The 20828-nt window shown below is 65.1% G+C and carries 20 protein-coding genes; 9 read left to right on the forward strand and 11 right to left on the reverse strand.

What is annotated here, in order from left to right; all coding sequences use genetic code 11:
- Positions 1–119: 119 nt before the first annotated feature.
- Positions 120–581, reverse strand: coding sequence for a DUF2147 domain-containing protein (locus RN01_RS00140; protein ID WP_008645905.1), 462 nt, complete (start codon positions 579–581; stop codon positions 120–122).
- Between the two features lie 1697 nt (positions 582–2278).
- Here RN01_RS00140 and RN01_RS00145 point away from each other — a divergent pair.
- Positions 2279–2869, forward strand: a complete 591-nt coding sequence (locus RN01_RS00145) for a histone H1-like DNA-binding protein (protein ID WP_024570920.1) — start codon at positions 2279–2281, stop codon at positions 2867–2869.
- Between the two features lie 292 nt (positions 2870–3161).
- Here the strand turns inward: RN01_RS00145 and RN01_RS00150 are convergent, their stop codons facing one another.
- The 10 genes from RN01_RS00150 to RN01_RS00195 all read right to left on the reverse strand — a co-directional run bounded on the left by RN01_RS00150 (position 3162) and on the right by RN01_RS00195 (position 12234).
- Positions 3162–3629 carry a membrane protein gene (locus RN01_RS00150; RefSeq protein WP_011517570.1) on the reverse strand — a complete coding sequence of 156 codons (468 nt, stop codon included), beginning with the start codon at positions 3627–3629 and terminating at the stop codon, positions 3162–3164.
- 64 nt (positions 3630–3693) lie between these two features.
- Positions 3694–4641, reverse strand: a complete 948-nt coding sequence (locus RN01_RS00155) for a carbohydrate kinase family protein (RefSeq protein WP_017512179.1) — start codon at positions 4639–4641, stop codon at positions 3694–3696.
- A 102-nt stretch (positions 4642–4743) separates the two neighbouring features.
- The gene (tpx, locus tag RN01_RS00160; RefSeq protein WP_011517568.1) at positions 4744–5244 is read right to left on the reverse strand and encodes a thiol peroxidase; all 501 of its coding nucleotides are present in this window, start codon (positions 5242–5244) and stop codon (positions 4744–4746) included.
- 78 nt (positions 5245–5322) lie between these two features.
- Positions 5323–7038 (reverse strand): DUF3426 domain-containing protein, encoded by a 1716-nt coding sequence (locus RN01_RS00165; protein WP_017512178.1) that lies wholly within the window; start codon positions 7036–7038, stop codon positions 5323–5325.
- A gap of 9 nt (positions 7039–7047) precedes the next feature.
- Positions 7048–7962, reverse strand: a complete 915-nt coding sequence (gene prmA / locus RN01_RS00170; protein ID WP_017512177.1) for a 50S ribosomal protein L11 methyltransferase — start codon at positions 7960–7962, stop codon at positions 7048–7050.
- Positions 7963–8004: 42 nt separating this feature from the next.
- Entirely contained in the window at positions 8005–9372 is a 1368-nt protein-coding gene (gene accC, locus RN01_RS00175) for an acetyl-CoA carboxylase biotin carboxylase subunit (RefSeq protein WP_008645579.1), read from the reverse strand.
- 114 nt (positions 9373–9486) lie between these two features.
- Entirely contained in the window at positions 9487–9948 is a 462-nt protein-coding gene (gene accB, locus RN01_RS00180; RefSeq protein WP_017512176.1) for an acetyl-CoA carboxylase biotin carboxyl carrier protein, read from the reverse strand.
- 259 nt (positions 9949–10207) lie between these two features.
- Positions 10208–10696: a type II 3-dehydroquinate dehydratase gene (gene aroQ / locus RN01_RS00185; RefSeq protein ID WP_024570919.1), complete on the reverse strand. Its 489-nt coding sequence runs from the start codon at positions 10694–10696 to the stop codon at positions 10208–10210.
- A 229-nt stretch (positions 10697–10925) separates the two neighbouring features.
- On the reverse strand, positions 10926–11468 hold the full coding sequence (locus RN01_RS00190; protein ID WP_008645582.1) for a TlpA disulfide reductase family protein: 543 nt from the start codon (positions 11466–11468) through the stop codon (positions 10926–10928).
- 82 nt (positions 11469–11550) lie between these two features.
- Positions 11551–12234 (reverse strand): hypothetical protein, encoded by a 684-nt coding sequence (locus RN01_RS00195; RefSeq protein WP_024570918.1) that lies wholly within the window; start codon positions 12232–12234, stop codon positions 11551–11553.
- Between the two features lie 124 nt (positions 12235–12358).
- On the opposite strand from RN01_RS00195, the gene mpl reads away from it, so the two are divergent.
- The 8 genes from mpl to mtgA all read left to right on the forward strand — a co-directional run bounded on the left by mpl (position 12359) and on the right by mtgA (position 20795).
- Positions 12359–13738: a UDP-N-acetylmuramate:L-alanyl-gamma-D-glutamyl-meso-diaminopimelate ligase gene (mpl, locus tag RN01_RS00200; protein ID WP_017512174.1), complete on the forward strand. Its 1380-nt coding sequence runs from the start codon at positions 12359–12361 to the stop codon at positions 13736–13738.
- A gap of 12 nt (positions 13739–13750) precedes the next feature.
- Positions 13751–14350, forward strand: coding sequence for a YqiA/YcfP family alpha/beta fold hydrolase (locus RN01_RS00205; RefSeq protein WP_017512173.1), 600 nt, complete (start codon positions 13751–13753; stop codon positions 14348–14350).
- A 14-nt stretch (positions 14351–14364) separates the two neighbouring features.
- The gene (locus RN01_RS00210; protein ID WP_008645595.1) at positions 14365–15009 is read left to right on the forward strand and encodes a chorismate lyase; all 645 of its coding nucleotides are present in this window, start codon (positions 14365–14367) and stop codon (positions 15007–15009) included.
- Positions 15006–15746 (forward strand): 3-oxoacyl-ACP reductase FabG, encoded by a 741-nt coding sequence (gene fabG, locus RN01_RS00215; RefSeq protein ID WP_008645603.1) that lies wholly within the window; start codon positions 15006–15008, stop codon positions 15744–15746. The genes RN01_RS00210 and fabG overlap by 4 nt, the downstream gene beginning before the upstream one ends.
- Positions 15747–15900: 154 nt before the next feature.
- On the forward strand, positions 15901–18039 hold the full coding sequence (locus RN01_RS00220) for a ribonuclease catalytic domain-containing protein (protein ID WP_017514749.1): 2139 nt from the start codon (positions 15901–15903) through the stop codon (positions 18037–18039).
- A gap of 76 nt (positions 18040–18115) precedes the next feature.
- A complete protein-coding gene (locus tag RN01_RS00225) occupies positions 18116–19102 on the forward strand; it encodes an energy transducer TonB (protein ID WP_017514750.1) in 987 nt (328 codons plus the stop codon).
- Positions 19102–20010 carry a shikimate dehydrogenase gene (gene aroE / locus RN01_RS00230; RefSeq protein ID WP_008645607.1) on the forward strand — a complete coding sequence of 303 codons (909 nt, stop codon included), beginning with the start codon at positions 19102–19104 and terminating at the stop codon, positions 20008–20010. Before RN01_RS00225 ends, aroE begins: the two co-directional genes overlap by 1 nt.
- 83 nt (positions 20011–20093) lie before the next feature.
- The gene (gene mtgA, locus RN01_RS00235; RefSeq protein ID WP_024570916.1) at positions 20094–20795 is read left to right on the forward strand and encodes a monofunctional biosynthetic peptidoglycan transglycosylase; all 702 of its coding nucleotides are present in this window, start codon (positions 20094–20096) and stop codon (positions 20793–20795) included.
- The last annotated feature ends 33 nt before the right edge of the window (positions 20796–20828 follow it).

Raw genomic sequence — 20828 nt, forward strand, 5'->3', positions numbered from 1 at the left:
ACCGAAGGAAGCTGTCACATGCCTGTACAGCAGGTGATGTGCGCGAAGCGTGCTCAGGGGAGCTGCCTCACCGTTCGCGCAGGCGTCAGTGAGGCAGTGAATGGCTGGCGACTCGCCGCTTACTGCGCGCGCACCCAGGTCTGGGTCCGGCCGATCAGACTGATGCCGATGAAGCCGCGCACGTTGAGCTTCTTGCCGTCTTCGGCCAGCGACATCTTGCACTTGTACAGCTTGCCGCTTTCGGGATCCAGAATCTCGCCGCCGGTCCACTCGTTGTCGGCCGTCTTGCGCAGACCGGTCAGCAGCGTCATGCCGATGATCGGCTGATCCTTGCGCGAGTCGGTGCACTTGTCGCACACCGTGGGCGGGCCTTCATGCGGCACGAGACTCTTCGTGAGCTTGCCGCTGTAGACGCCATCCTTTTCGCTGATCTCGATCACGCCACGCGGCTTGCCGGTGGCGTCGTCGATCGTCTGCCAGGTGCCGGTCGGCGTGGCTTGCGCCATTGCCGCTGCGCTGGCAGCAAAAGCAGCGGCGAACACGGCGGCACGCAGCAGGGTACGAGGGGCGGTCATGCGCATGGTGGTGGTCTCCAGTTCAGAGTTCAATGTTCAGTGTTGCAAAGTTGGTTCGCTCGATCGGGTATCGGCGGGCGCGACGCCAATCTACTGTCGGATGCCGCGCGCCGCAATCTCCAACATCCGTTTGCGTACGCACTGGCGCGCAATGTAGCGCTTGCTGCAATTGCCCGCCCGGCGCGGCCTGGCGCGGTTTCTGTCGTGCAACAACGCCAGCATGAGCGGCGGTTCCGAGATTTTCCTCTAGCCATCGTCCAACTGCAGCGATGTCGCCACAGTGCTTCGGAATTCCGCCACGCCTGCATCGCATCCGTCTCAGTAGGAACCCGGATGCGGCGCATCGCTCGAATGCAGCTGCATTGTCTGACGACGCAGCGGGTCGACGTGGCGAACATCGTGCTCGGTTGCACGACTGATGCGTTTGCGTCGTACCTCCTCCAACCATCACGAACCACATCGCCAGTCGCGATGTGGAGACGCGCGCGGAGCGTTTCGACGTGGCGAGGAACTGCGACAGCATCGAAATCGAGCGTGCGACTTCGCAACGACGACACAAACCGTTGCTTTGACGCATCACTCTTTCGTCGCTCACGCGCAACTCTCTGAAGCTTGCTCGCCGACGCAGGGCATCGCGCGCGCATGGTTCGACGGTGGCGCAAGTCGGAGCGTGCTCGCATGCGTTGCGACCCGTAGGAACGCGACGCGGCAGCGCTGCGCGGAACGCTGTCGCACAAGGATCCGCAGTGCATGGAACGACATCGATGGAGGACCGGAAAGCCAATGCTCATGCGGCTTTCCGGCTTGCGAGCGTGAACGCGTCACCGCACTTCGCGCGGCATCGCAAGCGTGTCTGAGCAGGTATGCGCGATGCCTTCGCGGGTGTGCGATCACGCGTCATCGACACGATCCGCCGCGCATCGACTCATCGTGCGAAGACCCGATGAAGGAACTCTGGAGCGTGTGTGAAAGTCGAGATCAACATGTGTGTCGATGGTGTCGTCATCGAGACGTGCGCGCCGAGTAGATCGATTCGTAATTGCGCGCAAGTTTTTTTGCACTTTTTTCTTAACATCATCGAACAAACGAATTATGATTCGCCTTGACAAGAGTCTCACTTCATTGCATCGACCGAGTAGCGCGCACGAAGGCAAGCAAGAACGCGAGCGAGAAGGAACGATGAAGCGAAGCTTCGATGCAGTGATGGCGGGTAGCCGAGGAGCACTAGAACTTTGACGCAGACTGAGCCGAAATGGCTTTTTAAAACGCGTGCGGTCTCCAGTTGCCCAGTGACGGTATGGGCGAGCTACCCCCGAATGATTGCCGTCCGCAGTGCGCGAGGCCATGCCCGTACTGTGGACCTGCTGACCGATATCTCCTCTTTCCAGGCTGCGCGCCGACATGACGGGCGGTGCGGGCAGATCGAATTTTCCAGGGCGCGGCTTAGCCCGGGAATCCGCTTGAGCGCTGGGTTTGCAGCTCGCTCGCGGATGCCTGGCCGCCGCGGGCACACCGCCATGAGCGCGCAAGTTCGCGCCGGATGCGGCTGTCTCCCTGCCACCGAATTCATTAGCGTGCGGTCGATGTTGCGTCGTGCGCCGATGAATCGCTCGCTCGATTGGGGCACGTGCAAAACACGCCTCGGGTCGGTCGGGTCGCCAATTTAGGTCATTCGATATTTCACGTTAGTGAAGGAGTTATCCATGGCAACTGCTGCAAAGAAAAAGCCGGCGGCTAAGAAGGCCGCCAAGCCGGCCGCCAAGAAGGCTGCTGTGAAGAAGGTCGCCGCCAAGAAGGCTGCTCCGGCCGCCAAGAAGGCTGCTGCCAAGAAGGTCGCAACCAAGAAGGTAGCTGCCAAGAAGGTAGCGACCAAGAAGGTTGCTGCCAAGAAGGCTGCACCGGCCAAGAAGGCTGCAGTGAAGAAGGTTGCTGCCAAGAAGGTCGCAACCAAGAAGGTCGCCGCCAAGAAGGCAGCACCGGCCAAGAAGGCTGCAGTGAAGAAGGTTGCTGCCAAGAAGCCGGCCGCCAAGAAGGTCGTCGCCAAGAAGGCAGCACCGGCCAAGAAGGCTGCAGCCAAGAAGGTAGCCGCCAAGAAGCCGGCCGCCAAGAAGGCTGCTGCGAAGAAGCCTGCTGCCAAGAAGCCTGCTGCCAAGAAGGCTGCTGCGAAGAAGCCTGCTGCCAAGAAGGCTGCTGCGAAGCCTGCCGCTGCTCCTGCTGTTGCCCCTGCGGCCGCAGCCAAGACCGCGCTGAACCCGGCTGCAGCCTGGCCGTTCCCGACGGGCAACCGTCCGTAATCGCCTCGCACTCGTGCGAGCGATCACAACCGGGAATCGCCAGGGCACGCATCGCGTGCCGCACTGACCGGATACGGCGTATCCGGTCCGCAAGACGGCAGTCTTGCCAACCCGCCGATGGCATCCGTGCCCGGCGGGTTTTTTATTTCTTGGTGGATGTGCGAGAGCGGCGCCAGTCGGTCTGGATGACGATCAGGAATAGCTAGGGCAGGGGCTCGCGCCAAAAGCAAAACGCCGCGGCCTGACGGCGCGCGGCGTTCGGTTGCTGGGGTCGGGTCGACCAGCGCGTGACTTAGTGCGTAACGCGCGTCACGCCGCCCGAGGAGAGCAGCCGCACACGGTCGCCAGGGCGGAAGATTTCGTCCGCATCCTGCGTGATGGCGCGCATCTCGCCATTCTCCAGGCGCACGGTGATCTCCAGGCCGCGACGCTGCGCGATTTTGTTCTCGGCGGCGCTTCCGGCCATGCCGCCCAGGATCGCGCCGAGCAGGCCCGCTGCGATGGCGCCATTGCCGCCGCCGATCGTGCTGCCGGCGGCAACACCACCGAGCGCGCCACCGGCAAGCGTGCCGGCGCCCGTGGCCTCGCCTTGGATCATGACATCACGCACGCCTTCGACCACGCCGAAGCGCACGGTCTGCTCGCGTTGGGCCTGGCCACCCGTGTAGACGCTATTGGAGTTTGACTGGGTGGAACACCCGGCAAGCAGCGTCGCCGCTGCCAACACGGCGACGCCGCCGATACGTAGGATCTTGTTCATGACTTCTTCCCGTGAAAGATTCCGCGTTGCGTTGCTGTGCCGGGGTGACGCACCCGACACCAGGTCAAGCGTAACGGTAACCAAAGACGGACTGGAAGCGGCTGCCGATTTCGTCGCAGGAGATCCAGTGGTTCTGGGGACCCTGCTGGGCGATCTTGAGAGAGCCCATCAGCGAAGCGAGGCGGCCGGTGGTTTCCCAATCCATCCCGTTCTCGATGCCGTGGAGCAGGCCACCCCTGAACGCATCGCCGCATCCGGTGGGGTCGACCACACGTTCGGCGGGCACGGCGGGAATGGCGTACTGCTTGCCGTCGGCAAAGACGCTGGCGCCGCGCTCGCCGTGCGTCACGATGAACGCGCGGACCTTGGCGGCTACCTCTGCGCTGGTCCATGCGGTGCGTGACAGCAGGACCTGCGCTTCGTAGTCATTGACCGTCACGTAGCTGGCAAGTTCAATGAACTGCCGCAGGTCCTCGCCGTTGAACAGCGGCATGGCCTGACCCAGATCGAAGATGAAGGGGATGCCCTCGGCGGCGAACTGCTGGGCATGGTGAAGCATGCCTTCACGGCTGTCCGGCGCGACGATGCCGACTGCCGGGCGGTTGCCCGTGGCCAGCGCGTCCTGCACCCGGTTCAGTTGCGACTGACCCATGGCGCCAGGGTGGAAGGCAGTGATCTGGTTGTTGTCCAGATCGGTCGTGATCATCGCCTGCGCGGTGAATGTCTCGGGCAGCACGCGGATATGGTCGGTGCGGATCTCGAGATTGCGCAGGTACTGCAGATACGGTTCGGCGTCCTGGCCCACCGTGGCCATCACGATCGGGTCGCCGCCCAGCATCTTGAGCGTGTAGGCGATATTGCCCGCGCAGCCGCCAAACTCGCGGCGCATACCCGGCACCAGGAACGAGACGTTCAGCATGTGGATCTGGTCCGGCAGGATGTGTTCGCGGAAACGTCCGTCGAACGTCATGATGGTGTCGTATGCGACGGAGCCGCAGATCAGGCTGGACATTCTCTCTCCAAGGGCCCTGGTAAGGGCTGTAACAGATACGTTAATGAATTCCGCCCGTGCATGACGGGCGGAATGTTGAACTACTGTGCCGAATCAAACAAATTACTTCAATGCGGCGAGTGCGGCGTCGTAGTTCGGTTCCTGCTTGATTTCGGACACCAGCTCGCTGTACTTGACCGTGTCGTTCTCGTCCACCACGACCACGGCGCGAGCGCACACGCCGGCCAGCGGGCCGGTCTTGATGTCCACGCCGTAGGCGTTCTTGAACTCGGCGCCACGCATCGTCGACAGCGTCACCACGTTGGCCAGGCCTTCGGTGGTGCAGAAGCGGCCCATCGCGAACGGCAGGTCGGCCGAGATCGTCAGCACGACGGTGTTGTTCAGGTTGCCGGCGGCCTCGTTGAACTTGCGGGCAGATGCCTGGCACACGGGCGTATCGAGGCTCGGCACGATGTTCAGCACCTTGCGCTTGCCTGCGAAGTCGGCCAGCGAGACATCCTTCAGATCCTTGCCGACGAGCGAGAATGCGGGCGCCTTGTCGCCGCTATGAGGAAACTTGCCGCCAACTTCAATGGCGTTACCGCCGAGGGTCACATTGCTCATGGTCTCTCCTGTCTGGAATGGAATACGGCCAGCCGGTCCGATGCGCGCATCGACGGCATGGCAGGGGGGCGTTGGAATTCAGGGGTAGAAGATCAGCACGCGGTAGTTCGCTGCCGCCTGCTGCGTCCGGAATCGTACCCGAACCGGCAGTTCGCTGCCTGCGCGCAGGCCCGTGGTGGCAAAAGCGCGCTGGTCCGGCTGCAGGTAGTCAGCCGGCAGCAGCACGCGCCGCAGCAGCAACTGGTCCTGCAGGTCCGTCATCACGAGTTCAATGGCGGGCAGTGCCGTGGTGGCGCGGCCCTGGTTGCGCATGGTGACCGCGAGCAGATAAACGTCGTCGGACTCGTCCTGCTTTTGCAGTTGCGACGTGTCGATGCGCAGCGCCTCGAGATCGCGCCACGGTGGCACGCTGCAGCCGAATGGCTCACACGCGGCTTCCAGCACCGGGCGCAGTACCGGAATGTTTCCCGCGAGCTGGCTGCGTCCAAGGTAGGCACCCTGGATGAGCACGCCAAGGCCGAGCACGACGACCGCCACGCGGGTCCAGAGACGTCGGCTACCCGGTAGCTTCCGTTTGGTGGTGGTGGCACTCGCCTGCTCGCGTTCGCGGGTGTGGCGAAGGAAATCGGGGGCGAAGCCGGGGCCGGTCACCGGTCCGGAATCGTCGCGCTGCCAGTGACGCGTGGTCGTCTCGCGAGCTACGGCATCGACCGTGCCGTCCCGCGATGTCGGTCCGTGATCGTTGCTGTCGGCGGCGTCCCTTGTCCAGGCTTCCGTTTCGGCGTCAGTCGGGTCTGCCGCACGCAGATACTCACTTGCACTGCGTACCGGTTCGGTGTGCGGGTGCGGATGGGCTTCCGGCTGCGCGGCGGCGGTGTCGTCGGTGCTATCGCTGTCTTGGCTGTGCTCGCTACCGGCAGCTGCCGTCTGTGCCTCGCGCTGAGGGGACGTTGGCCACATCGCCTTGGCGCTGTAGGCGCCGGCTGGTGGCATTTCGCCTGGCGTCTTCGGCGCGAACGCTGCAGCCGGGTCGAGCGATGAGTGACGCGGCAATGCATCGTCATCGAACACGCCATGGTCCAGGGCGGGCCACGGCTCGGATGGTACTTGCGGTGGCGTGTCGACGTCGGTGGGCTCGGCGGCGGTGGGTTCGACGTCGGTGGACTCGGCGTCAGGCAGTGCTTCCTGGCTCGCTTCGACCGGCGGCGTCTGTGTGGCGGCTTCCGTGTCTTTCGCCTCGTCGCCAGCTTCGGCAGCGGCGGGCGCGGCGCTTTCGCGCGTTTCGTCGGCCGCTTCCGGTTCGTTGGCCTCGACGGCCTCGGCGGGTGCCTCTTCCGTGGCCGTATCAGCCACTTGTCGATCGGCGCTAGGTTCCGGTTCTGCCACCGCCTCCGCTTTTGGCTCGACTGCTTCTTCCCGCTCGGGCTCCGACATCATCGTCGTGGGCGAATCGAGCGCGGGCACGTCGTAGCCTGGGTCGAAGCCCGGGTCGAACGGCGCTTCGTCCTCGCGTGCCTGGGCAGTGGCCTGGGTCTGCTCCGCGTGAGCGAGCGCCGCGGCCAGCGTGACCGACGGTGCCGCAGCCGCAGGTGCCGGCGTGGAAGCGGGGGAGGATGTGGACGCAGCGGCCGGCGCGGGCGCCGCTGGCACCTCGATCAGGTGCTCACGGGCGTCGAAGACAGTGTCGCACTGGCCGCAGCGGACCAGCCCCTGGCGCAGCCGCAACTGGTCCGCCACAAGCCGGAACGCGGTGCGGCAGGCCGGGCAGCGCGTGACGAGCTTGGCGGCGGCCATGATGGAAAATCAGGAACGGTCGGCGGGCGCGGCAGGGCGCGTGCCATGCAGGCACACCCAGCCTTCCTCGCTGCGCCAGACCGACATGGGGATCCAGGGCGCGTAGGCGGCGGCCACTTCCTCGGCCTGCCGTTCGAGCACGCCAGACAGGATCAGGCGGCCGCCCGGCCGCACACGCGCGCTGAGCATCGCCGCCATCAGCTTGAGCGGATTCGACAGGATGTTGGCCACCACGAGGTCGTAGGTGGCCTCTGAGACCGATTCCGGCAGCGCGAAGCTGGCCTCCACGCGGTTGCGTTCAGCGTTGTAGCGCGACGCATCCACTGCGTTGGGGTCAATGTCGATCCCAACGGTGTCACCGGCGCCGAGCTTCTTCGCGACGATGGCCAGGATGCCCGAGCCACAGCCATAGTCGAGCACGGTTTCGCCGGCACGCACGTTGGCTTCCAGCCACTGCATGCACAGGCGCGTGGTCGGATGGCTGCCGGTGCCGAATGCCAGGCCCGGGTCGAGCTCCAGAATCACGGCGTCGGGGTCCGGTGCTTCGTGCCACGAAGGCACCACCCAGATTCTTTCACCGATGCGGATCGGTTCGAATTGCGACTGGGTCAGACGCACCCAGTCCTGGTCTTCCACGCCGCGCAGTGCGTACGGCGGTACCGGGTCGACCTTGAGCGCGTTAGCGGCCGCGGTCACCACGAGCGCGGGATCGGTCTCTTCATCGAAGAGCGCCACCACGCGCGAACGGTTCCACGCGAGCCGCGTCGGCTCCAGCCCGGGCTCTCCGAAGAGCGGCTGTTCGTCGGGCGTATCGGCATCGGCGTCTTCCACCGATACCGACAGCGCGCCGAGGTCGAACAATGCGTCGGACCAGGCTTCCGCCTGCTCCTGCGCAATTTCGATCACACATTCCTGGAAAGCCACGGGATTCCTCTGTTACTGCTTTGTCGGCCGATTGGCCACGCTTCAGGCCTTTTCGCCCTGGACGTTGGCCTTCTGGGCCAGACGGTGTTCGAGATAGTGGATGCTGGTGCCGCCTTCGACGAAATTGGCGTCGAGCATCAGGTCGCGGTGCAGCGGCACGTTGGTCAGAATGCCGTCCACCACCATTTCCGACAGCGCGATGCGCATGCGGGCGATGGCCTGGTCACGCGTCGCGCCATACGTGATGATCTTGCCGATCATCGAATCGTAGTTGGGCGGCACGAAGTAGCCGTCGTACGCATGGGAGTCTACGCGCACGCCGGGGCCACCGGGCATGTGCCAGGCGGTGATGCGGCCCGGCGACGGCGTGAACTTGAACGGGTCCTCGGCGTTGATCCGGCACTCGATTGCGTGGCCGCGCAGTTCCACGTCCTTCTGGCGGAGGCGCAGCTTCTCGCCGAAGGCGATGCGGATCTGCTCCTGCACGATGTCGATGCCCGTGATCATCTCGGTGACCGGGTGCTCGACCTGCACACGCGTGTTCATCTCGATGAAGTAGAACTCGTTGTTCTCGTACAGGAACTCGAACGTGCCGGCGCCACGGTAGCCGATCTTCTTGCAGGCCTCGGCGCAACGGTCGCCAATGCGCTCGATCAGGCGGCGCGGAATGTGCGGTGCCGGCGCTTCCTCGATCACCTTCTGGTGGCGGCGCTGCATCGAGCAGTCGCGTTCGCCCAGCCAGATGGCCTGCCGATGCTGGTCGGCCAGGATCTGGATTTCCACATGGCGCGGGTTCTCGAGGAACTTCTCCATGTAGACCTCGGGATTGCCGAAGGCGCGGCCGGCTTCCTCGCGCGTCATGTTGACGGCGTTGAGCAGGGCGGCTTCGGTGTGCACCACGCGCATGCCGCGGCCACCGCCGCCGCCAGCGGCCTTGATGATTACGGGGTAGCCCACGCGACGGGCCGTTGCCAGGATTTCCTTCGGGTCGTCGGGCAGTGCGCCATCGGAGCCGGGCACGCACGGCACGCCGGACTTGATCATGGCCTGCTTGGCCGACACCTTGTCACCCATCAGGCGGATGTTTTCGGAGGTCGGGCCGATGAACACGAAGCCGGATTTCTCCACGCGCTCGGCGAAGTCCGCGTTCTCGGACAGGAAGCCATAGCCCGGGTGGATCGCCTGGGCGTCGGTCACTTCGGCGGCCGAGATGATGGCCGGCATGTTCAGGTATGACAGCGGCGACGGGGCCGGGCCGATACAGACGGCTTCATCGGCCAGCTTGACGTACTTGGCGTCCTTGTCGGCTTCCGAGTACACCACCACGGTCTTGATGCCCAGCTCGCGGCAGGCGCGCTGGATGCGAAGGGCGATTTCACCGCGGTTCGCGATCAGAATTTTATCAAACATGGTCTCTCTCTGCGAGAACAGGGGCGGGCCCGGCGCACCAGCTTTCGGCGCGTCGGGCTGACGCATGCGGCAGGGCCATCGGGCCAGGCCGCGTCAGCGCCGGACGGGCCGGAATCAGCCGATCACGAACAGCGGCTGGCCGTATTCGACGGCCTGACCGTTTTCGACCAGGATTTCCTTGATCACGCCGGCCTTGTCGCACTCGATTTCGTTGAGCAGCTTCATGGCTTCGATGATGCAGACGGTCTGGCCTTCCTTGACGGTGTCGCCCACGTTGACAAACGGTGCGGCGCCCGGCGACGGCGCGCGGTAGAACGTGCCGACCATCGGCGAGGTCACCACGTGACCAGCCGGGACTTGCGGTGCTTCCGCAGCGGCGGCGGCCGGTGCGCCGCCAACGTTCACGGCCGGGGCGGCGGGCAGTTGCTGGTACTGGGGCATGGCCATCGGAGCGGCCATGACCTGCGGAGGTTGCTTGACGATACGTACCTTGCCTTCGCCCTCGGTCACTTCGAGTTCCGAAATGCCGGATTCGGCCACCAGGTCGATCAGCGTCTTCAGCTTGCGCAGGTCCATCTTCTTATCCTCCAGAATCGGGTTGTCCGGTCACGCTCCTGCTCGGAGGCGACGGCGGCGGTGAATCGTTGATTGGCTTGCCATGCGCGAGAGGCACGGCGGCAGCCCCTTGTTATTTCGTTCTTGCTTGAGGCGGTTTCAGAATGATTCTGGCATCGTTGCGGGTACCTGTACTTACTGTCTGCGGCCCCGCGCCTGGCCAGAACCGCTTTGCTTCATTTTGAAACAGCCTCCCGGGTGCGGCTTGATCTTTGTGGCGTTAACCAGATGATGCGGTCTGTTCCTGTGCAAGCGCGTAATCCAGCGCCAGCAGATAACCCTGCCAGCCCAGGCCGCATATCACCCCGATCGCCTGATCAGAGAAATAGGAGTGATGACGGAACGGCTCGCGGCGATGCACATTGGACAGATGCACCTCGACGAAGGGAATGGCCACGCCGGCGAGCGCATCGCGCATGGCCACACTCGTATGGGTATAGGCCGCCGGATTGATGATGATGAAGTCCACTCCCTCGCCACGCGCTGCCTGAATGCGGTCCACGAGGGCTCCCTCGTGATTCGACTGGAACGTATCCAGCCCGATGCCCGCTTCGGCCGCGCGCTTGGTCAGCGCTTCGTTGATATCGTCCAGCGTCGTGTGTCCGTACGTCTGCGGCTCGCGCGTCCCGAGCAAATTGAGGTTCGGACCATGCAGAACCAGCACCTTGCGGTAACGGACGGGGCGGCTGACGGCAGGAGTAGAAGACACGGCGGCTCGACCAGATCAACGAAATTGCGCGGAGATTACCGTAGCTTAGAGGGATTTGTCTAGCGTGGGATACAAGGCGAAATGTTGACCCGGGGTCATATCACAGCCGTCGAGTGCCTTTTGAGTCGCAAACCGCTGTCGGCTGAGGGTTTGTCCGCACGTTCGCGGCCAATTGATGAACGTTCGGCTTCAGATCGATGAAATTCGGTCGGTTTGGCCTTGCGCGGGATCAAGCCCCAGGCAGTACCGCGCGGAGCTCGTCGGCATGCACGCGGCCCATCTTGCGGTACTTCACTGTGCCGTCAGGCGTGATGACGACCGTGAACGGCAACCCGCCCTGGGTGTTGCCAAAGGTCCGGGACAGTTCCGTGCCGGCAAAGCCAGCCACCGTGAGCGGGTACGCCACCGGCACCTTCTTCAGGAAATCCTGGATATTGCTGGCCGAATCGATACCGATGCCGACGAATTCCACGTTGCGGGGGGCATATTCGCCGTGCAGCGCGGTCAGCTCGGGCATTTCCTCGACGCAGGGGCCACACCAGGGCGCCCAGAAATTGACCACCAGAGTCTTGCCACGGAACTTCGACAGATCGACTTCCGCACCAGCCGGATCCGGCATCTTGGTATGGAATAGCGTTTCCACTGCCTGATCCGAAACGGCCTTCGGCGCCAGCGCGAAATGGGCTACCAGCGCGCCGGCGGCCGCTGCGACGATGGCGATGATGATCCACAAGACAAAGGGCGAACGGCGGGTGGGAGCAGATGCGGTCATGTTCGGGCGGCGAAGAGGACAGTTCTAATTAGATAACGGGCGATTGAGGCAATAGGCCAGGGCTGACACCGGGGCCGGATGCTCATTCTCCGGTGTCGGTCGAGGCAATGAGCGCGCGTACGGCGTCGGCATCGGCGCGGGCCACGCGCCCGGAAGCGTCGGCCTTGACCGCGCCGCGTGCATCGTCGGCATCATACAGCGCGAGGTGAATGCCGACTGGGTCACCCAATGTGGCGCGGACTTCTCCTGCGAGCGTGCGGGCCTCGCGAGTGGCCGGCCACTGGCCGCGCCACAGAAAGCTGAGCGTTTCGACATCCCCACGGCCGGCAAAGTGCCGGCTTTCGCTGGTGTCGAAATCCACGCCGGCATTGAGCAGGTGCAGCGCCACATCCTTGGGGCTGTCGCAGAAGCACTGTATATAGACGTCCGAGTGCTCGGTGGCCGTGCCGTTTAGCACCGCGCCCACCAGATAGGGGCGAAATGCGGCCAGGTCGTCCATCGCCAGCAGTGCCAACTGGCGCATCAGCGCCAGGATGCGCGGCTGGTGGTCGCCGTGGAATAGCGCCTGGTAGGCGCGCACCTCATTCTCGATCATCTCGTTGTCAGGCAGCCATTCGCCGGCCACGCGCGCGTCGCCCAGGATCTGGCGGGCGGCCTTGCGTTTGGCCGTGGCGTAGTCGGCGCCATCTTCGGCGATCATGCGGGCTGCGGCCTGGGCGATTTCCTCGCGCAGACGGATGGGGTCGGAAGGCATACGTCGGGACATGCTGCGATGATACCCGCGCGGACGCAGTCGGGGCCTTCGACCCACGCGGTACAATCGGGACCTTGTTCAGTTGCCGCGCCACGCATCACGCCCGGCGCGGCCCCATGCATTTTCCCGAGCTTCCATGCATATTCATATCCTTGGCATCTGCGGTACGTTCATGGGCGGCTTGGCTGTCCTGGCCCGCCAGGCGGGGCACCGCGTGACTGGCTGCGACGCCAATGTCTATCCGCCCATGAGCACCCAGCTCGAAGCCCAGGGCATCGACCTGATCGAGGGGTTCGACCCCGACCAGCTTTCGCTGAAGCCGGACCTGTTCGTGATCGGCAATGTGGTCTCGCGCGGCAATCCGCTGATGGAAGCGATCCTGAACCGCAACCTGCCGTACGTTTCGGGGCCGCAGTGGCTCGGCGAGCACGTGCTCAATGGCAAGTGGACGCTGGCCGTGGCTGGCACGCATGGCAAGACCACGACCACGTCGATGCTGGCGTGGATTCTGGAAGACGCCGGCTACAACCCCGGCTTTCTGGTGGGCGGGGTGCCGCAGAACTTCGGCATTTCGGCGCGCCTGACGGAATCGGACTTCTTCGTTATCGAGGCCGACGAGTACGACACCGCGTTCTTCGACAAGCGCAGCAAGTTCGTCCACTACCGTCCGCGTACGGCGATCCTCAACAACCTTGAGTACGATCACGCCGACATCTTCCCGGATCTGACCGCGATCGAGGCCCAATTCCATCATCTGGTGCGCACCGTGCCGGGCGAAGGACGATTGGTCGTCAACGGCCAGGAGCCCGCACTGGCACGCGTGCTGGAGCGCGGCTGCTGGAGCGAAGTGGAGCAGTTCGGCGTGGGCGACTGGAGCGAGACCGATCCGAAGACCGCCGCGCCGGAGGGCAAGGATGCCTTCGACATCTGGTTCCGCGAGGCGCTGCAGGGCACGCTGGTCTGGGACCTTCAGGGTACCCACAACCGCCTGAACGCCATCGCCGCGATTGCCGCCGCGCGCCACGTGGGCGTGCCGCCGGCGCAGGCGATCGAGTCGCTTGGCCGTTTCTCCAACGTCAAGCGCCGGATGGAAGTACGCGGCGTGGCGGGTGGTGTGACGGTCTACGACGACTTCGCGCACCATCCCACGGCCATCCAGACCACTGTCGACGGGCTGCGCCGCCGGGTGGGCGACGCACGCATCCTCGCCGTACTGGAGCCGCGTTCGAACACCATGAAGCTTGGCGTGATGGCTGCTCAATTGCCGGCCAGCCTGCGCGAGGCTGACCTTGTGTTTGGATATGGCGCGCCCTCGGGCAAGGACGCGCTGGGGTGGAACCTGGCCGAAGCGCTGGCCCCCCTCGGCAAGAAGGCCGCGGCGTTCCAGGACCTCGGCACGCTGGTGGAAGCCGTGCGCGCTGCCGCCCAGCCCGGCGACCAGGTGCTCGTGATGAGCAACGGCGGCTTCGGCGGGGTACATCAGAAACTGCTCGACGCGCTCGGCGCGAAGTCCTGACCGGGAATCCACATGCTGCTGTACCTGCACGGTTTCCGTTCCTCGCCGCAGTCGTTCAAGTCGCGGGTCGTGCAGGACCGGATGCGCGCCTGGGGCTTGGAGAAGTATTTCGCCTGTCCGATGCTCAATGTCTCGCCCTCGCTGGCGATTGCCCAGGCTGAAGCCGCGATCCGTGGCGCGCGTGCCGGCGGCGAAACCGACATCGCCATCATCGGTTCGTCGCTGGGCGGGTTCTACGCGCGCTGGCTGGCGGAAAAACACGGCTGCCGCGCCGTGCTGCTGAATCCGGCGATTCACCCGTGGACCGATCTGGAGCGCTATCTGGGCGAGCAGCCGCTTTATCACGGCGGCGGCTCGGTGGTGGTCGAACGCAAGCACCTGCAGGAACTGCTGGACCTGCGCGTGGACGCGATCACCAGACCCGAGCGCTACTACCTGCTGGCCGCCACCGGCGACGAAGTGCTCGATTATCGCGAGATGATCGCGGCCTGTCCGGGCGCGCGCATCCGGGTCATCGAGGGCAGCGATCACGGCATCAGCGAGTTCGAGGAATACGTCGACGACGTACTGGCTTTCTGTGGCTATACCCCCAACGGAAAGACCGTGGCATGAGTGGCGTAACAGGGATGCAAAAGCTGCGTGCGGCATGGCACGCGCATCTGCCGTATGACGCGTCGATTCCGCTGAACCAGCGCCGCTGGATCACTGGTGAAGGCTCGCTGACAGCTCGGCTGATGTCGGCGTCCGCCGCCTTTCGCGTGCGGCGACTGGCGCAGGCGCCGCAGTTGCCGTTCGCCGATGAATGGCGGGCGCTCGGCCTGATCCGTCCGCTGCCGGCCATCACGCGCGAAGTGCTGCTGATCTGCGACGAGACGCCAGCCGTATTCGCTCACACGATCGTCGACCCCCGGTACGCGCGGCGCGACTGGCCGTTCTTGCGCGGGCTGGGCAACCGGCCGCTCGGCGGCGCGCTGTTCGTCGATCCGCGCGTGCGGCGCGACCCATTCCAGTTTGCACGGCTGACCCCGTGCCACCCGCTGCGTCAGGCGCTGCAGCGGGTATTGCCGGCGCTGTCGTCGGAGCCGATGTTGCCCGCGCGGCGGTCGGTGTTCCGGCGTGGCGGCGGCGCCATGCTCGTGACGGAGGTCTTCTTGCCGGACCTGCTGACACGGGCAGCGCCTGAGAACACCGGCGCGGGCGGCACCAGACTGCCCCGCCGTATCGACACACATCACACACCATCCAAGCAGGAAGAGAGACCCGAATCATGAAATTGCAGGGACGCGTAGCGATCATCACCGGCGCCGCCGCCGGCATCGGTTTTGCCACCGCCGAACGTTTCGCCGCCGAAGGCGCGAAGCTCATCATGTGCGATGTGCAGGAGGCGCGCGTGCGCGAGGCCGCCGAGCGGCTGGCCGCCAAGGGCGCGCAGGTCGAGGCGCACAAGGTTGACGTCACGCGCCGCGACGAGGTCGATGCCATGGTGGCAGCCACGCTGGCCCGCCACGGTCGCATCGATGTTCTCGTCAACAACGCCGGCATCACCAAGGACGCACGCCTCGCCAAGATGACCGAGGCACAGTTCGATGCGGTCATCGACGTCAACCTGAAGGGCGTGTTCAACTGCTCACAGGCCGTGGCCAGCATCATGTCCGAGCAGGGCAGCGGCGTGATCCTGAATGCATCGAGCGTGGTTGGCCTGTATGGCAACTTCGGCCAGACCAATTACGCGGCTTCCAAGTTCGGCGTGATCGGCTTCACCAAGACCTGGGCGCGCGAGCTGGGTCCGAAGGGCGTGCGCGTGAATGCGGTATGCCCGGGCTTCGTCAATACCGAGATCCTGCAGACCGTGCCGGAGAAGGTGCTCGATGGCATGAAGGAACATTGCTGGATGCGCCGCCTGGCCGAGCCGTCGGAGATCGCCGCGATCTACACGTTCCTGGCCAGCGACGACGCCAGCTACGTCAACGGCACGACGATCGAAGCCAGCGGCGGCATGTCTCTGTAATCTGACTCCGAAATCGCATTAACCTGAAGCACCCCGTCCGATGCGGCCACGGCGGCCGCGACGGCCGCGGCGGCGGGGTGCGGTATCATCCCCGGTCGAGTATCCGTCCGGGCATTCCTCATGCCTTGCCCGGCACTTCTGAAAGTCCAATCCAATGCAGTTGCTGTTCGAAGAAGGCGGCGAAATCCGCGCCGGCACCGTGCTCGCCCAGCAGGGCGAGGCCTACCAGGTCGAGTTGCCTGCGGGCAAGCGCACCAAGGTCAAGGCCAAGGATGTGCTGCTGCAGTTCGCCCAACCGTCGGCAATGGAGATGGTGCGGCAGACCGGCGAAATGACCGCCGAGATCGATCTCGACTTCCTCTGGGAATGTGCGCCGGCCGAGGAATTCGGCTTTGCCGAACTGGCCGCCGAATACTATGGCGCCGACGCTGGCCCGGTGCAGCAGGCCGCGCTGGCGATGGCGCTGCATGGCAATCCGATCTATTTCCGCCGCAAGGGACGGGGCCGCTACATGCGCGCGCCGGAAGACCAGCTCAAGGCCGCGCTGGCCGCGGTGGAACGCAAGAAGCAGCAGGCGCTGGTGCAGGGCGAGTACGAGGAGCAGCTCAAGGCGCTGACACTGCCCGAAGCGTTCCGCGGCAAGGCGCTGCAACTGCTGTTCAAGCCTGACAAGAACAGTCTCGAATACAAGGCGATGGATGCCGCCTGCACCGCGCTCGGCATGACGCCGATGCGGCTGATGGTGGCGGTTGGCGGCGTGGAAAGCCCGCGCGCGCTGCACGAGGCCAAGTTCCTGGCCGATTGTTTCCCGAAGGGCACCGGTTTCCCGGACGTCGATGTGCCGGAGCCGCCCACCGATCTGCCCGTGGCCGATGTGCAGGCGTTCTCGATCGACGACGTCACGACGACCGAGATCGACGATGCGCTGTCCGTGACGCGTCTGGGCGACGGCAAGCTGCGCGTGGGGATCCATATCGCCGCGCCGGGGCTCGGCATCCGCCGCAGCGAGCCGCTCGACGCCATCGCGCGCCATCGACTGTCCACGGTCTACTTCCCCGGCGACAAGATCACGATGCTGCCCGACAGCGTCGTGGACCGCTACACGCTGCAGGAAGGCCGCACCTGCCCCGCGCTGTCGCTTTACGTGACGATCGACCCGAACGGCGTGGATGGCCTGACCATCGTCGGCAGTGAGACGCGCGCCGAGCAGGTGCCGATTGCCGCGAACCTGCGGCACAACCTGCTCGACGACATCGTGACGGAAGCTGCGCTGGCCGCGGGCACGGGCGACTATCCGTTCCGCGATGAACTGACCGAGCTGTACCGGCTGGCCAACCACCTGCATGACGAGCGTCAGCGCGCGCGTCTTGCCAGCGGCCTGCGCCCGGAGGCGCACAACCGCGCCGATTTCAATTTCTACATCGATCAGATCGAGGGTGGCGGCGAGCGCGTGCGTATCGAGCAGCGCCGCCGTGGCTCGCCGCTGGACCAGATCGTGGCCGAGTTGATGATTCTGGCCAACAGCACGTGGGGCAAGTTGCTGGCGGACCACGGCGTGCCGGGCATCTACCGTACGCAGAAGGCGTGGGGGATGCACCGCACGCGGATGCAGACGTACCCCGCGCCGCACGAGGGCCTGGGCGTCGCGCAGTATGCGTGGAGCACGTCGCCGCTGCGCCGCTACGTCGACCTGGTCAATCAATGGCAGATCATGGCCGTGGCCCAGCATGGCGTGACCGCCAAGCTCGTTGCGCCGTTCAAGCCCAAGGACGCCGACCTGCTGGCGGCCGTGGCCGACTTCGAAGGGACCTATGCGGCCTACGCCGACCACCAGTCGACCATGGAGCGTTACTGGTGCCTGCGCTGGCTCAAGCAGGAGAATCGTGACCGGATGATGGCCACGGTGCTCAAGGATGGCGCGGTGCGCTTTACCGACATCCCGCTGGTCACCCGTGTGCCGGAGTTGATGCAGGCGGTGCGTGGCACGCAGGTGCTGCTGGAGATCGCCACGACGGACGAAATCTCGCTCGAGGTGTCGTGCCGGGTGCTGGAAGTCTTTGCCGGCGAGGGCGCGATGCCCGATGAGGATCTCGACACCGACGAGGAACTGGACGAGGCTTCCGCGGAAGCGGCCGCCGATGCCGCCGCCGAGGCAGCGGCTGAAGACGCCGTGGAAGGCGCGGCGGAAGGGGCCGATGCGGCGCCGGAGGATGCCGATTCCGAGGCTTCCGAGGGCGATCAGGACGACGAGGCGTCTGCGCCACGCGACACTGGCGCCAATCCGGCTGCCTGAGTCTTCGTTGAGTCTTCGGTAAACGGGTCGACTCCCTTACAATCGAAGCCTGTTCCGGCCGCCCCCCGACAGTGGGGTGGCCGGCGTTTCGATCGATTCCCGCCGCCGTCCGCCCATCCCAATCGTGAACGCCGTCTTTCCTGCTCCCCGTCTCCCGCGCCATCCGCGCGAATGGTGGCAATCCAGCAGCACGCTGACCAAGGCACTGGCCATCTCCGTGGCCGTGCACGCCCTGTTGCTGATGGTGCGGGTTGCAGCGCCCGAAGTGTTCGAGATCAAGCGTTCCGACCCGCAGCTCGACGTCGTGCTGGTCAATTCGAAATCGGCCGTGAAGCCGCGCAATCCGACCGTGCTGGCGCAGGCCAATCTCGACGGTGGCGGCGAGCATGACGCCCAGCGCGCTACCACGCCGCTGCCCGCGCAGACCGAATCGAAGGAGGGCGACCTCATCAAGATGACGCAGCGGCGCGTCGAGCAACTCGAGGAAGAGCAGCGCCGGCTGATGACGCAATCGCGCGAGGCGGCCCCCGCCGTGCGCAGCCAGCCGGTCAAGCCAGGCGAGCAGCGCTCCGACCAGCCCACGCGCGGCCAGGACGACCGCACGTCGAACGATGAAATGGCCAGGCTCGAAGCCGAGATCGGCCGCAATCTCGAGCACTACGCCAAGCGCCCGAAGCGGATGCAGTTGACCGCGACCAGCGCGCAGGGCGTTGACTACGCACAGTATTACGATCGCCTGCGCCGCAAGATCGAGACGCGGGGCACGAGCGATTTCCCGCAGCGCAACGGCAAGCCGATCTATGGGCAACTGATCCTCGTGATCAACGTGAATCGCCAGGGCAAGCTTGGCTACAACCGCGACGGCTACAACGTCGAGGCCATCGACGTGGCCAAGAGTTCCGGCGACCCGTCGCTCGACCGCCAGGCCGTGGCCATTGTGCGTGCGGCCGCGCCGTTCGGGGCGTTCACGGCGGAGATGCAGGCGAAGCAGGATATCCTCGAAGTCGTTTCCACTTTCAAGTTCACCCGCAGCGGGCTCGATGTCCGCCTGCAAGGCCGCTGATGACCGCAGACCAGAATTCCCAGCCCAACACCGCCGAACGTGCCGATAGCGTCGACCGCTACGTGGTGGTGGGCAATCCGATTTCGCACAGCCGCTCGCCGGCGATCCATGCCGCCTTCGCGCGCCAGACCGGCGAGGCGGTGCAGTATGACCGGCTCGAAGCGCCGCTCGATGCGTTCGCAGATACGATGCGCGAATTCCTGGCCGGCGGAGGCCATGGCTTCAACGTAACCGTGCCGTTCAAGCTCGAGGCGTATGACCTGGCCGATCGCCTCACGCCACGCGCCGAGGCTGCCGGCGCCGTCAACACGATGTGGATCGAGGACGGACTGATCCATGGCGACAACACCGACGGCATCGGCCTGGTGCGTGACATCCAGGACAACCTTGATGTGCTGCTCGAAGACAAGCGCATTCTGGTGCTTGGCGCCGGTGGCGCCGCGATGGGCGCGATGCTGCCGCTGATCGAATGCCGCCCGGCGCGCATCGTGGTGGCCAACCGGACCGCCTCGCGCGCCAGCGACATGGTCGAGGAATTCGTGGAAGCGGCGGACCAGTACAACGTGGAGCTGTGGGCCGGTGGCCTCGACGCGCTCGACGCGCTGTCCGAGGACGAGCGCTGCGATGTGGTGATCAATGCGTCGTCCAGCAGCCTGCAAGGCGAAGTGCCGCCCGTGCCCGAGCACCTGCTCGGCGAAGGCGTGCTGGTGTACGACATGATGTACGGCGCGCAGCCGACGGTGTTCCTGGCCTATGCGGCCAAATGCGGCGCGCGCACGGCGGATGGGCTCGGCATGCTGGTCGAACAGGCCGCCGAAGCCTTCTACAACTGGCGCGGCGTGCGGCCCAGCACCGCCCCCGTGCTGGCCGAGCTGCGCGCGGCGCTGCAGGCCGAAGCCGCCCGCTAAGGCGGCGTTGACGCAGCGTGGCCCGCGCATCCGCCAGATCGTCACCACGATCGTCGGCAAGTAGCGCTGGCGGGGCGAACCCGCTGCGCTGGCTGGCCTATCTGGCCGGCTGCCTGATCGTTGGCGTGGTGGCGATGCAGGTCTATTTCTTCCTGCAGATCGCTGCCTGGCAGGTCATCAATCCGTCGTCCACCACGTTCATGCGTGCCGAGCGCTGGCGGCTGTGCGGCTTCAATTTCTGGAGCTGCCCGGTGCAGCGGCAATGGGTGCGTTACGACGATATCTCGCGCAACATCAAGCGCGCCGTGATCGCCAGCGAAGATGCCGACTTCGTCAATCATCCCGGCTACGAACTTGATGCGATGCTCGATGCCTGGGAACGCAACAAGCAGCGTGGACGCATCGTGCGCGGCGGTTCCACCATCACGCAGCAGCTGGCCAAGAACCTGTTCCTGTCTTCGGAGCAGAACTATCTGCGCAAGGGCCAGGAGCTGGCCATCACGTGGATGCTGGAGCTCTGGCTCGACAAGCAGCGGATCTTCGAGATTTACCTGAATTCGGTGGAGTGGGGCGAAGGCGTGTTCGGCGTCGAGGCTGCCGCGCAGCACTACTTCCATACCTCGGCTTCGAAGCTCAGCGTGGGGCAGGCCGCCCGGCTGGCGGCCGCGCTACCGGCGCCCAAGTGCTTCGACAAGAAGCAGTACTGCGCCAACGTGCATGTGAACTTCCGCGTCAAGGCGTCGATCATCGCCAGGCGGATGGGCGCGGCAACGTTGCCGGACTAGGGGCGGTTCCCCCCCTCTCATGCTTGCGGGAGA

The sequence above is a fragment of the Cupriavidus sp. SHE genome (genome assembly GCF_000812445.1).
In the GTDB taxonomy this organism is placed as follows: domain Bacteria; phylum Pseudomonadota; class Gammaproteobacteria; order Burkholderiales; family Burkholderiaceae; genus Cupriavidus; species Cupriavidus metallidurans.